Annotated in this window: 13 protein-coding genes; 5 read left to right on the top strand and 8 right to left on the bottom strand. The window is 58.7% G+C overall.

Features of this window, described 5'->3' with window-relative positions:
• Positions 1-111 precede the first annotated feature (111 nt).
• On the top strand, positions 112-627 hold the full coding sequence (locus RRF56_RS07645; protein ID WP_317037043.1) for an NAD(P)H-dependent oxidoreductase: 516 nt from the start codon (positions 112-114) through the stop codon (positions 625-627).
• Between the two features lie 5 nt (positions 628-632).
• On the opposite strand, the gene RRF56_RS07640 is transcribed toward RRF56_RS07645, so the two are convergent.
• The 3 genes from RRF56_RS07640 to RRF56_RS07630 form a co-directional block, all read right to left on the bottom strand.
• Positions 633-1,877 carry a DUF445 domain-containing protein gene (locus tag RRF56_RS07640; protein WP_317037042.1) on the bottom strand — a complete coding sequence of 415 codons (1,245 nt, stop codon included), beginning with the start codon at positions 1,875-1,877 and terminating at the stop codon, positions 633-635.
• Complete coding sequence (ubiE, locus tag RRF56_RS07635; protein WP_317037041.1) at positions 1,864-2,619, bottom strand: bifunctional demethylmenaquinone methyltransferase/2-methoxy-6-polyprenyl-1,4-benzoquinol methylase UbiE; 756 nt, start codon at positions 2,617-2,619, stop codon at positions 1,864-1,866. Before ubiE ends, RRF56_RS07640 begins: the two co-directional genes overlap by 14 nt.
• A 77-nt stretch (positions 2,620-2,696) precedes the next feature.
• On the bottom strand, positions 2,697-3,215 hold the full coding sequence (locus RRF56_RS07630) for a type IV pilin protein (protein ID WP_317037040.1): 519 nt from the start codon (positions 3,213-3,215) through the stop codon (positions 2,697-2,699).
• Positions 3,216-3,602: 387 nt separating this feature from the next.
• Here RRF56_RS07630 and RRF56_RS07625 point away from each other — a divergent pair, with 387 nt between their 5' ends.
• Positions 3,603-4,604: an NAD(P)-dependent oxidoreductase gene (locus tag RRF56_RS07625; RefSeq protein WP_317037039.1), complete on the top strand. Its 1,002-nt coding sequence runs from the start codon at positions 3,603-3,605 to the stop codon at positions 4,602-4,604.
• A gap of 4 nt (positions 4,605-4,608) precedes the next feature.
• On the opposite strand, the gene sppA is transcribed toward RRF56_RS07625, so the two are convergent.
• The 5 genes from sppA to RRF56_RS07600 all read right to left on the bottom strand — a co-directional run bounded on the left by sppA (position 4,609) and on the right by RRF56_RS07600 (position 9,765).
• The gene (gene sppA / locus RRF56_RS07620) at positions 4,609-6,435 is read right to left on the bottom strand and encodes a signal peptide peptidase SppA (RefSeq protein WP_317037038.1); all 1,827 of its coding nucleotides are present in this window, start codon (positions 6,433-6,435) and stop codon (positions 4,609-4,611) included.
• Between the two features lie 44 nt (positions 6,436-6,479).
• The gene (tatA, locus tag RRF56_RS07615) at positions 6,480-6,677 is read right to left on the bottom strand and encodes a twin-arginine translocase TatA/TatE family subunit (protein WP_317037037.1); all 198 of its coding nucleotides are present in this window, start codon (positions 6,675-6,677) and stop codon (positions 6,480-6,482) included.
• Between the two features lie 123 nt (positions 6,678-6,800).
• Positions 6,801-8,003 carry an aspartate aminotransferase gene (locus RRF56_RS07610; protein WP_317037036.1) on the bottom strand — a complete coding sequence of 401 codons (1,203 nt, stop codon included), beginning with the start codon at positions 8,001-8,003 and terminating at the stop codon, positions 6,801-6,803.
• Positions 8,000-9,163: an iron-containing alcohol dehydrogenase family protein gene (locus RRF56_RS07605; protein ID WP_317037035.1), complete on the bottom strand. Its 1,164-nt coding sequence runs from the start codon at positions 9,161-9,163 to the stop codon at positions 8,000-8,002. The genes RRF56_RS07610 and RRF56_RS07605 overlap by 4 nt, the downstream gene beginning before the upstream one ends.
• 89 nt (positions 9,164-9,252) lie before the next feature.
• On the bottom strand, positions 9,253-9,765 hold the full coding sequence (locus RRF56_RS07600; RefSeq protein ID WP_317037034.1) for a Ycf51 family protein: 513 nt from the start codon (positions 9,763-9,765) through the stop codon (positions 9,253-9,255).
• A gap of 486 nt (positions 9,766-10,251) precedes the next feature.
• Between RRF56_RS07600 and RRF56_RS07595 the strand changes: the two genes are divergently transcribed.
• The 3 genes from RRF56_RS07595 to hetR all read left to right on the top strand — a co-directional run bounded on the left by RRF56_RS07595 (position 10,252) and on the right by hetR (position 12,456).
• Positions 10,252-10,833, top strand: coding sequence for a hypothetical protein (locus RRF56_RS07595; protein ID WP_317037033.1), 582 nt, complete (start codon positions 10,252-10,254; stop codon positions 10,831-10,833).
• 42 nt (positions 10,834-10,875) lie between these two features.
• The gene (locus tag RRF56_RS07590) at positions 10,876-11,016 is read left to right on the top strand and encodes a hypothetical protein (protein WP_317037032.1); all 141 of its coding nucleotides are present in this window, start codon (positions 10,876-10,878) and stop codon (positions 11,014-11,016) included.
• Between the two features lie 510 nt (positions 11,017-11,526).
• Positions 11,527-12,456: a heterocyst differentiation control protein gene (hetR, locus tag RRF56_RS07585; RefSeq protein ID WP_317037031.1), complete on the top strand. Its 930-nt coding sequence runs from the start codon at positions 11,527-11,529 to the stop codon at positions 12,454-12,456.
• Positions 12,457-12,486: the final 30 nt, after the last annotated feature.

The following is a 12,486-nucleotide window of genomic DNA, read 5'->3' as shown; positions in this document are numbered from 1 at the left end:
ACCGTGGGGTGTATCTGTGCATCGATGCACCGTCACCCCGCACCAAAGCAGTATCGATGTTAGATTGAAGGCATGACCCGTTTGTAAACTAACGTTAACTTTTGCTTCCCAATGCTGATTCTCTCTGCCACCAACGGCACCAACCTCGACCTGGCCAACGCCTTTGCCGCTGAAGCCACCAAACAGGGCCTAGCCGCCGAGGTGATGAGCCTACCCGATCTGCAATTGCCTCTCTACGACTCGCTAGTGAGCGAAGCTGGCCCAGGGTTGGCCAAGCTAGAGCAGGCGCTCAAGCAGCACCGGGGCCTGGTGATCTGCGCGCCCGAGTACAATGGCTCCATTCCGCCAGTGGTCAGCAATGCGATCGCCTGGTTGTCGGTCAGCACCGATGACTTTCGTGCCCTGTTCAACGGTCGCCCGGTGGCCTTGGCTAGCCACAGCGGCGGCGGCGGCAACAAAGTGACCCTGGCCATGCGGCAGCAGCTCTCGCACCTGGGCAGCATCGTACTGGGGCGCGAAGTAATTGCCACCTCGCAGAAGGCGGCCAATCCCGATGCGATCGCCGCTCTCGTCACTCAACTCACTGCCCTCGAACCCAGCTATGCAGGCGTTCCGGCCAAGGTCTAACGCTTTTACACCCCGCCCGCCCGCTGCCAATAAAAAATCGCCGCCTGAAACACCCCGATCGTAAACCCTAAAATGCCGCCTAGGTTGACGATCGCCTGCAGTTCGTTGCGCACAATCCCTTGAATGGCCATCTCTAGCTCACGGGGCGACGTGCCGCGCACCCGGTCGATAATCACCTGATCGATATTGAGAATAGGGATGATTTGGGCGACGAGAGATTCTAAATCACGCTCCAGGTAGCGCTCTAAAATTAGCGCCAGTTCTTCGCTCACCGGGTCTAAGGATTGAGTAATTACATCTGAATTTTGTAGACGGTTAAGCAGCTGAGTGGCCAGCATTTCCCAATTGATCGAAGCCCCCATGCCGCGCACAAACTCTGGCCCCAGGGTGCGAATGTAGCCCTGCACTGACTCGCGCAGATTGCCGCGCACCTGACGCACCGTCGACACCGGCAGGTTTTGCAGCGACACCCGTTGCAGTGACTCTTGCATGCGTTTTTTAAGCTGTAGCGCCACAATCAATTCTGAAATGCGGGCATTGCTCACCTCGCGCTCGTCTAGGCAAAAGGCCCGCAGGCGGCTCAGAGCATTGCGCACCCCAAACAGGTTGGCCACTACCCAGTAGGTGCCGCTGGTGCGCTCCCGAAAGATCGTGTCGATCACTTGAATGTTGCGATCGGTGAGAAAATCGACCACCAGCTGCCGCATTTTATCGGGCGGAAACACGCCGCTGAGTAGCCAGGTGGCAATCTGGTCGGCCTGCTCGGGGGTGAGCTTAAAGTCGATCAGCACCTGGTCAAACAGCTGGTTTAGCTGGGGTTCGAGAAAGTCGTCGCGTCGCGCCCAGACGCGAATCAGCCGAGGCAGCGACTTGCCAAACAGGTCTTTTAGAATGGCCCCAGCAATTTTAGCGGTGCGATCTTGGGCGCGGCTCTGCACCTGGTCAAGGGCCAGCTGCAACAGCCACTTGATCGCCGCTTGGGTGCGATCGGTCTGCAACAGCCGTCGGGCCAGATTTTGCAGCTCTTCGGGGGTGAGCAGCGACCCCATAATGGTGTCAGAGATGCGTTGGGCCAACCGCTCCTGGTTGCTAGGTATTAGCCCTGGGGTAAAGGGCAGCCGCCGCTTGCCCAGATATAGCGCCCGATAGGGGCGAAACAGCATTTTGATGGCGATGTCATTGGTGAAATAGCCAATCACACCCCCCACCACAGGTGGAGCCAGCAGTAGCCACAGATCAGACCCGGTCATGGCAGCCAACCACAAGCACGCCCATCAGCCCACCGGCAATGGGGTAGTGAATGGCCCGCGCAAACCCAGCCTGATGGGCCAGCTCAACCTGCTCAGGCCCAGTGGGGAACCGCTCAACGCTGGGGCCAATGTAGGCATATTCATCGGAGAGACCCATCGACTGGGCCGTAGGCACGACCAGCGTATCGAGGTACCAGCGCTGAAATTGCTGGGCTAGCCCTCCTTGGGGACGATGAAAGTCGAGAATAGCAGCACTGGCCCCAGACTTGAGCACTCGCCGTAACTCGGCTAGCCCCTGGGGAATATCGGTGAGGTTGCGCAGACCATACCCCATGGTAGCGGCATCGATACTGCTGTCCTCAAAGGGCAGGGCCAGAGCATCTCCCCGCACCCAGTGGATCTGGTTGGGGAGCTGGGTTGGGTGCTCAAGCCCCGGTGGGCAGATTTTGGACCACCGCTTCGCCGCCACCCCCAGCAGCTCTGCTGAAAAATCTAGACCATAAACGGTACCGGTGGACCCCACTGCCCGGGCTAGCATGAGTGCCAGATCGCCACTGCCGCAGCATAGGTCTAGGGTTGTGTGCCCTGGGGCTGCGCCGCTCCAGCGCACGGCCATCCGCTTCCAGACGCGGTGTAAGCCAAAGCTCAGGCGTTCGTTCAAGCTGTCATAGACCGGGGCAATGCGATCAAACAGGCCCTGAATATCGGTGGCAGTTGGCGATGATGGTTGGGCAAGTCCCACGGCAGTACAGCTAAAGAAGATCAACCTTTACTGTAACGCTGCCCCTGACCCTCAGCTACGGTATACCGTAGGGTTTGTTACATCTGCTGGCAATTGGTAATCTGTACCTCATTCCCCACCGTCTCCGGTGTTGGCGTTGGCGCGGTGTCTGCCGTACCCTGGCAAATCATCGCCGCTAACTGAGCCTCGCCTGTGGAGTTGAGGGTCGTAAACACGACCCCCGCATAGCCTCGCAACGCCGGATTAGTCGGTATGGCCCGGGTGCTGGTGCTGGCTAAACCGGTGGTCGTAGACGTGACGATGTAGGTATAGTCGGCTGGGACTGGGTTGGCGGCCAAGCCCAGTTCATTGGTGGATGTGGCAAAGCGGGCATGCTCGACAAAAAAGGCTTGCTGGGCGCGGTTAACCATGCCAATGTATTTCAGCGCTCCAGCCTGCTTAGCCCGAGCCACCTGATTTAAAAAACTGGGTAGAGCAATGAGCGACAACGCGCCTAAAATCACGATCACCACCAACAACTCTATCAGCGTGAACCCCTGCGAGTTGGGGACGGCAGAGATAAGACTGGGCCTGAGCCAGGAGCGGTGATTAGCCATAGCAATGGAAAATCCGATGGAAAGTCGCCCTTCCTTCTACGCAGTTTTACGGGTAAACCCGGATCGCTCGGGGTTAGCTTCACCGGGACTTTAAATACATCCAATACACCCTGCATCAGCTCAGTCGGGAGGCCCATATCGCTAGAGACTTGTTGTCCTATGAGCGCACAGCCAACGCAGCGTAACCCACCCTAGACCTTGCTTTACTCGATCACGGCTAGGCCTAGCAGGGCCTAAATTAGCTACCCTGGTCTTACTGATGACGATCGCTTTAGGGGGCGCACGTCAGTCTTGGCCCTGGCCTTAGCACCTGATGAACCGCTTAGCTCGGCCAAAACGGTCTAAACTGACAGACTATACCTATTGAACCTGAACGATTTGGACACCGTGCCCTCTCTCCCCCACAGCCCTACTCCCCTACGTGTCTTTATGACCGGGGCCAGCGGCTGTATTGGCCACTACATTCTCGAACTGCTGCTAGAAAGCGATCGCTACGAGCTGTTTTTGCTGCTGCGCCACCCCGAGAAGCTGCGGTTGCCGGTGCAAGACAACCCTAGAGTGCACATTCTGCTCGGCGGGCTAGAAGATATCACCCCGTTTGAGGCGCTACTGGACACCATCGATATCGCTATTTTTACTGCCGCCGCCTGGGGGGGCGATCCGGGCTACGTAGACGCGATCAATGTGGGGGCCAATTTGGGATTGATGGGCTACCTCAACCCCGATCGCTGCCAGCAGGTGATTTATTTCTCCACCGCCAGCATTCTGAACCAGCGCTGTGACCCTCTACCGGAAGCCGGGGAGATTGGCACGGATTACATTCGCACTAAATATGACTGCCACCACCGGCTGCGCGATCTGCCGGTGTATGACAAAATCACCACGGTATTTCCTACCCTGGTGTTTGGCGGCGACAAAGACAAACCCGCCTCGTTTATTTCGGCTGGGTTGCAAGACGTCACCCGCTGGATGTGGCTAGTGCGATTCTTTAAAGCCGACGCAGGGTTTCACTTTGCCCATGCCCAAGACATTGCCACGGTGGTTAACCATCTAGTCGAGCACCCTTCTACCCAAGGCTACCGCGAGTATGTGGTGGGCAACCCGCCGCTGACGGTGAACCAGGCAGTCGAGCAACTGAGCGACTACTTTGGCCAGCGCATCTGGTTTCGCGTGCCGCTGTCGATGTGGCTGGCGGATGTGCTGATCAAGGTGTTTCGCGTGCAGATGGCCCCGTGGGACTATTTTTGTCTGCGCTACCGCCACTTTGTCTATGCTGGGGCGGTTAACCCTGGCAGCTTTGGCATGGAGCCCTACTGCTCAACCCTGGCAGACCTGATGCGGGTGCACGGCATTGACGGGGTGAAGCGAAGCAAGAAAATCAGATCCTGATTTGCTACTTCACCTCAAACCGATAGGGCATTAGGGTATAGATACCCCGGGGGTCGTTGAGGGTGCGAATTAGCTGGGTGTCGTCGAAGAAGCGCAGCACCTGAGTGGTGAGGGGGTCTTGGGCGGTGGCCTGGGTGGTTTCGGTGCTCAGGAAAATTCGCAAAAACCGCTGCCATTCCCCTGGCTCGGGGTACTCTTTTAGCCGCCAGTCATCGCCGAGGTTGGCTAGCTCGGCAGCGGTGGCGATCGCCGGGCTTAACCCCCCCAATTCATCTACCAGTCCTAGTTCTAGGGCCGACTGCCCCGACCACACGCGCCCCTGGGCCAACTCTGCCACGACGGGGCGGTCTAGGTCGCGCCCTGTGGCCACCCGGTCGAGAAAGCTGTCATAAATGGTGTCAACGGCCCGCTGCAAAATGGCTAGTTCAGCCTCGGTTTTAGGACGGGTGGTAGAAAAAATATCGGCCAGCTCAGCGGTTTTGACTCCCTCCCAGTTGACCCCTACCTTGGTGCCCAAGTTTTCGAGGTTGAGAAAGATGCCGTAGACGCCAATGGAGCCGGTAATTGTGGTGGGCTGGGCCAAAATGGCATCGGCTTGGGAGGCGATCCAGTAGCCGCCGGAGGCCGCCACATTGCCCATCGACACCACCACGGGTTTGCCCGCTTGCTGCACCAGCTGCATCTCTCGCAAGATTACCTCTGAGGCGGTGGCGCTGCCACCGGGGCTGTTGACCCGCAGCACCACGGCTTTGACATCGTCATCCTGGCGCAGTTGGCGCAGCTGACCAGCTAGGGCATTGGCGGCAATCACACTGCTGGGGCCAAAGTCGCCGTCACCACCGTCGACAATGGGGCCTTCGGCATAGACCAGGGCCACCTCGTTGCCAGAGCGGCGGCTGAGCAGGGGGTCGTCAACGGTGGTGGCGTAGCGGCCCAGGCTAATCTGGCGAAAGTCGAGGCTGTCGTCGCTGTCTTCTAGCTCGCCCGTGATGTCGCGCAGGGCGGCGATCACTTCATCTTCGTAGGCGATCGCATCGGCCAGGTTCTGATCCTTCGCCTCGCTCCCGAATAAAAACCCCTGAGTGTTGGCAATGGTTTGTAGCTGCTGGGGCGATAGCTCTCGCGGTTCAGCGGCGCTGGTTAGCAGGGTTTGCCACACCTCCCCTAGCAGCCGCTGGGTTTGCTCCCGCTCTTCGGGGCTCATGGTGTTGCGGGTGAGGGGCTCAACCGCCGACTTGTATCGGCCCACCCGCGTCACCTGTACCCCCACTCCCAGCTTCTCCAGCGCCTCGGCCTGGAACATGGTTTCGGCGTAGAGGCCATTCATCTCCACTTCGCCAAAGGGGTTGAGGTAGATCGTGTCGGCCAAAGCGGCCAGGGCATACTCCCGCTCGCTCCAAGACAGGTTGTAGGCCAGGATGGGTTTATCGGTGGCGCGAAAGGCCTCCAACGCCTGCTGAATTTCCCCTTGGCTGGCCAGGCCGGTGCCTAGGCCGCCGCCACCTTTGAGATAGAGAGCCACAATGCGATCGTCGGTGGCGGCATGTTCTAGCGCCAGCACCGCCTGGCGCAGGGTCAGGGCACTGGGAGTGTTGCCACCCAAGACGATCGCGCCGGGGTCAATGGCCTGGGGCGAATCGGGAATAACCGTAGACAGGTCGTAGACCAGCACTGTGTCGCGTTCGACGGTGGGGGCATCGTCCCGCGACAGGCCCGCCATGAGCACCCCTACTAGCCCCACAGCCCCCAGGGCGAGCAAAAACCCCACCAGCAAAAAGAACAAAATCGACCCGGTCAAACTGGCCAGGGTGTACTTCAGAAATTGCCGCATGGGAGTTATTTAGGGTTAGGGCGTGAGGAGATTAGGTTGCCAGTCTAGCGGTACACGTCGGCATCTTCGGCATCGTCGTAGGTGTCGATCGCCCCTTCATCGGGGGTCTGGCTCATTTCTTCTTTAAAGCCGCGCAGGGTTTTACCCAAAGCGCTGCCCAGCTCAGGAATTTTTTTGGGGCCGAAAATCAGCACGGCGACCCCAATGACGAGAGCAACTTCAGTCCAGCCGAGGTTAAACATGGCGTTACGGGGTTGGAGGTTTGTTTAACTATACAGCCTGGGGCGAAAGCAGCAGAGCGCCAGGTCGTTGGTTAGTCAACAACTTGAATGGTCCTAGCCCAAGACCTGATTCTGCTGCTTTGGCTATACCACGGCTGTTTCGGGGGCAAAGCGAAAGCCTGCCTGGCGAATGCGATCCATGGCGACGGCTAGGCGATCGCAGTCGGCAATTAGGCTGACGCGAATGTAGCCCTCGCCACCGGGGCCGAAGGCGTTGCCGGGGGTGACCACGACTCCGGTTTCTTGCAGCACCCCTAGGGCAAAGTCAGTGGAGGTGGTGTCGGGGGGGCAGGGCACCCATAGGTACATGGTGGCCTGGGGTTTCTCCACCGTCCAGCCCAGGGTGGCAAACTCGTCGATTAGAAAATCGCGCCGCGACGAGTAGCGCCGCTGCACCTCTTCTAGATAGTGATCGGGTAGCGACAGGGCCTTTTCGGCGGCCCGCTGCAGTGCCGCAAAGATGCCGTAGTCGAGGTTGGTTTTGAGGGTGCGCAGCCCCTGAATAATATGGGAGTTGCCCACCACAAAACCCACCCGCCAGCCTGCCATGTTGTAGGTCTTTGACAAGGTGTGAAACTCGACGCCGACCTCTTTGCCACCGGGAATCTCGAGCAGACTGGTGGGCTGGTAGCCATCAAAGGCCAGCTCGGCGTAGCAGAGATCGTGCACCAGCAAAATCTGGTGCTGGTGGGCAAACTCTACCGCCCGCTCAAAAAACTCGCGGGGAGCGGTGGCGGCGGTGGGGTTGTTGGGGTAGTTGAAAAACAGCGCCTTGGCCCGCTGGGCGACCTCGACCGGAATGGCGTCGAAGTCAATTAGCCAGTTGTTGGCGGCGGTGAGGTGCAGGTTGTAGATCTCAGCGCCTGCGATCGCCGGACCGCGAAAGTGGGCCGGGTAGGCTGGGGTCGGCACTAGCACCAGGTCGCCGGGGTTGATAAAGGCCATTGCTAGGTGGGTAATGCCCTCTTTACTGCCCAGCAGCGGCAGAGCCTCGGCAGTGGGGTCGAGCGCAACGCCGTAGCGCCGGCCGTACCAGTCGGTAATGGCGGTGCGAAAGCTAGCGGTGCCCTCAAAGGGGGGGTAGCCGTGGGTAGACACATCGCCGATCGCCTCGCGGGCGGCTTCTACCACAGGCGACGGAGTGGGGCCATCGGGGTTTCCCATGCCCAGGTCAATCAGATCGAGCCCCTGCTCCCGCGCCCGCGCCTTGAGTTCATCGAGGCGGGCAAAGACGTAGGGGGGTAGGGCACTGAGGCGATCGGCAGTGGGCATCCAGTCGAGGGTCATGGCTGCACCTCCGGGGCAACGCGAGAAGAAGGACGAACGGGGAGAGCTGAGCGCGATTTCTCGCGCAGCTCGGGACAGAGCGGTGACACCATCGCCGCCATTACCGCCTCGGGGGCCACAGTAAAGGGCAGATGATGAATATCAGACCCCTCGCGGCAGGCAAATTCTGCCGCCTGGGCTAACTGGTTTAGGGTGATGTCTCCCAGACCCAGATCGGCTAAGGTTTGGGGTAACCCCACCGTCTGATAAAACGGCAACAGCTGCTGGCGGGCCGCTCGGGCCAGGGCCGCATTGCCCCCCATTTCTTCGAGCCGTAGCTGCACCAAAATGCCGTAGGCCACCTTCTCCCCGTGGAGAATGCCGTGGCAGGCAGGCAGCTGGGTGAGGCCGTTGTGTACCGCGTGGGCGGCTACGGTGCGGCACTGGGCTCCGCCAATGCCGCCAATCACCCCAGCCAGCAGCACGGTGGCATCGACGACTTCTTGCCACTCGGGGCCGCCCCACTGACTGAGGGCGGCGGGGGTCTTTTGCAAGAGAATGTCGCGCAGCACGCGAGCCTGCTGCACCGCTGCCACTAGCAACGTTTGCTGGCTGGTGCCGCTGCTAATGGCCGCCTCGTACCACTTGGCTAAACCATCGCCAATCCCCGCCACCAGGGTGCGCCGGGGGGCGGTACGCAGCAGGTCGTAGTCCAAAATCAAAAGACTGGGGCAGTTGTCTAGGGCGACATCGTAGAGAAAGGCCCCCTGGTCAGAATAGACATTGGACAGAGCAGTCCAGGCGGCGCAGGTCGCCCCCGAGGTGGGCACGGTGACCACCGGGCAGCGGAGTTGGTGGGCCAGCAGCTTTGCCGCATCGAGGGCTTTGCCGCCGCCCAGGCCAATCACGACATCGGCCCGATGCTCGGTGGCGGCAGTCCGCAAATGCTCCAACGCTGCTTCGCTACAGTCGCTGCCGTAGTTTGCTGTCTGCGTTGCCAACCCCTGCTGCTCTAGAGCGGCCATTAGCGGATCGGCTAGCTTTAGGCTGCTGGAGCCGCCCACGACCAGCGGGCGCTGCCCCAAACGGGCGATCGCACTGCCCTGGCCGACTAAAATACCATCGCCGCGAACGACCTGGGCCGGGGCGATGGCAAGGGTAGGTAGTTGAGAAAGGGTCATAGAAATGGGGAGGAGATAGGGAATAGGTGGGGAATCCGGTGGCAGAGCGGAGTCGTGGCCTAGCCTCTTAGCGGCCTACCATGAGGCGCTTAGCTCTCGGTAGGCAGAGTTGGCCAATGATCGCGCTCAATCTTGACGATAAACCCTTCCTCTGAACCCTTGGGGGCGGGCTGAATTTGGCCCAGGTAGAGGAGCCGAGAGACGCCGTTGGGCTCGTGGGCAATAGTGCGGGCGCGAATGGTGGCGATTTGCCCCGGCAGGCCCAGACGGTAGGGCTTAAACAGGTTACTGGCGGCCTGGTTCAGGGTGGCGTCTAGGGTTTCGGGGGTAATGGTCGGAGGTACCGTAATCACGATCTGGCTGGCCCCCGAGTCGTAGACCGTGGCGTAGGGAATAGCACCGGGCACCGCCGTGCGGCTGAACGGTTCAAAGCTGAGACCCAGCAGGCCCACCGTCAGTACCCCGGCGAACCCTGTGGCTCCCACCAGTCGAAACCGAATGCCCCACTTGAGCACGAAGGCGAGCACAGTCAGAGCCGCCAGGGCCAGGGTACCAATACCGCCCCACTGGGTGGCCACTAAAAAATCACTTGGGCTGAGCATAGGGCAATGACAGGGTTATAAACTCAAAGACTCAGGCAGCTAGACTACTCAAGATATCGCAGAAGCCCTTTGCTAATCAGGCTCACTCAAACTGAATGGCCCGAAACAGAGAGGCACTTGCCCCGGTGACTCAGGCCCCGAGTTAACGTGCTCCCTGGGTGCAGATGCCCCTGGTATCTAGCAATACTCTTTGCTAATTGATCCTATCAGCAGTTTTCCTGTCTTTGCGCGAGGCCGTCACAACTGAGGTGAATTCTGGCGCAAACTTGTCTGCCTATTTGTCTCAAACTTGGAGACAAATAGGCAGACAGACGTTGGCGATCGCAACGTTTGCCAACAGCACTGGGGCCTCAGCGCGCGATCGTCCCGCCTCGCAGCCGTCTCTACCCCCGGCTACAGCCCGATCAAAACTCAATAAATTTAGGTTGTAAACCTAACCAAGACACGGTAAAACTTGAAGCCGTAGCAATAACAACGGCGGCAGTAATGACACAGGTAGCGGAGACAGGCAAGGGTAGATTCCGACTGCGGCATGGTGCTCGTACGGCAGGGCTTTTGCTGCCGCTGCTGTTGCTTGGTTGCGGATCCTCTAAGGTCGCCCAGTGCAATCAGCTGGCCGAGGTGGTCAACCAGACCCAGGGCTTCATGCAAGAATTCGAGACCGAGATTCAAACCTTTAGCGAGAGTGCTGCCCAAGTCAAAAACCTAGACGATATTAAGCTAGCTGCCAGCCAATACACCACCGCCGTCGATAAGGTCGTCGCCAACCTCGATGGTCTCGTGGGCGACCTCCAGGCCACCACCCTACGCGATGACGATTTAAACCAGTTTAGAGATAGCTACGTCGGCGTGGTTCAGGGGTTTAGCAGCGCCCTCACCGACGCCCGCGAAGCCATGGAACTCGTGGTTCAAGTCGAGTCTGAGGCCGAACTGCCCGCCAAAATTGAGGAGTCGCAGCAGCAGACCATGACCGCCGTAGCTGCCATTGAAAATCTCTCCCAAACCGAATCTCAGCTGATCAACGAGGTGAACGGCTACTGCGGCGCGGCCCAACCGACTGACCCCTAAGGCTGAGCGGCCCTAAGGCGACTTCTGGAAAATAGTTGCCCCATGGCGGGCATTGCCCACCCTACAGCCGCTACAGTCGCTGGATTAGAGGCGGTATCTGCTTGCCTAGAAATCTCCTCAATTTGCTCTCCGGGGGGCACCCCAGAACAGACCGTGTGCCGCCCCGATCGCCACTGCCGCTAGTGCCTACTAGAAACGGAGTGAAACCCCCAAAACCCTATTTTCAAACAGTTGACTGGTTTTGGCGGGCTGCAAGGGGCGATCGCAAGTTGTTTGATTATTCTTAAAAACTGCGCTGAGATCAACAAGACAATCCTCTGAAAATCAACAGGTTGGGTAAATATCCGGCAATGTGGAGCATTTTTTAGAACTAAACCTATACTTTTAATCTGTAAGAGCCGCTCGGCCTCAAACCTTTCAAGCTTCTGGCGCTTAGACTATCTCCATGACGTAGTCGTTTGCCGTAGCCAGGTTTTATGCGCCGAGATGCCGGTTGTTCTGAGGTTTAGATCTAAGTGCCGAGCCCCTGGTCTGACTAATCCTCGGCGGGTCTTTGATGGCTTGAGGCAGTACGTTGAATTAGCTTCAGTAACCCGTTTCCGTAGTGCTGCCACCGTGTTTAAGTTAGTTCCACCCTTCGTTGCTGAAGCTTAAATAGCTCGTAATTTACCTAGCCTGAGATCTCTCTACCCCGTGTCCTACCAGTCCCAAGTTCCGCCCGATTTGAAACAAGACCTGCTGCGAGCCGTAGACAATAGCCCCGCAGATTGGATTTTGCTAAACCTAGCTCTCAGCACGATGAAAATGGGGGGGCATCGCTACGGGGCATTTCTAGATGCAGCGACCACCGCTGCCAAGCTAGCGATTTACAGCACCTTTATTGAGCAAGGCAACAACATTCGCAAAACCGGCTTTTTGTATCACGTTGAGCCCAAGCGAGTGAAGGCTATCGTGCATGAAATTCAAGACGCCTTGGCAGAAGGGCAAAGCCTCAAGGTCCTCAACTCCAAGGAACCCTATTACCTGATTGCCCTACCCTTTCTCTGGCAAGAGCACTTTCCCTGTCGGCTGGGGGAAGCTCGAGTCCGCATTCAGGGGCTCACCCCTGGCGAACGCAAAAGCATTGAGGAGAGCTTGCCCGCCGGTACTCCCCAAGCCCGGATTTTGGACCAGGTGGAGTTTAACGAACTGATGGAACTCCTCCATCAAACCTCCCAAGAAGAACTGCCGGAGAGCCAGCGGATGCCCTTCAGCGACGCGCTGATGTCTCACATTAAGTTTCGGCTGCTGCACTCGGATACGGTCATTCAGATCGATTCTCCTCTGGTGGATATTCCGCTCTATGCCCTGGCCAGCGAATCCTATTCGCCCAAAGGGGAGCAGGAACGGGTCTTTGCCATGATCGACGACGTAGCTCGCTACTTTGCCCTTCTGCAAGCCTGGGTGCGAGAAGAAGTCGGGGTGCTGCGGGGGGTCGAGGTCTTTGACGTCGCGCCCCATCTCCGCCAGGAAGCGCTCCAAGAACTCGACGAAATGCTGCGGGTCTGGGCCGACAAATACCACCAGGATGGCGGCTTGCCCATGGTGCTTCAGTTTGCGGCAGGTCGCCGAGAGTACGACTGATACCAAAACGCTAGCGCTCTACTCCGCCGC

Origin of the sequence: Nodosilinea sp. E11, assembly GCF_032813545.1 — a bacterium.
Taxonomy (GTDB): domain Bacteria; phylum Cyanobacteriota; class Cyanobacteriia; order Phormidesmidales; family Phormidesmidaceae; genus Nodosilinea.
This window is presented reverse-complemented; position numbering and strand designations above follow the sequence as displayed.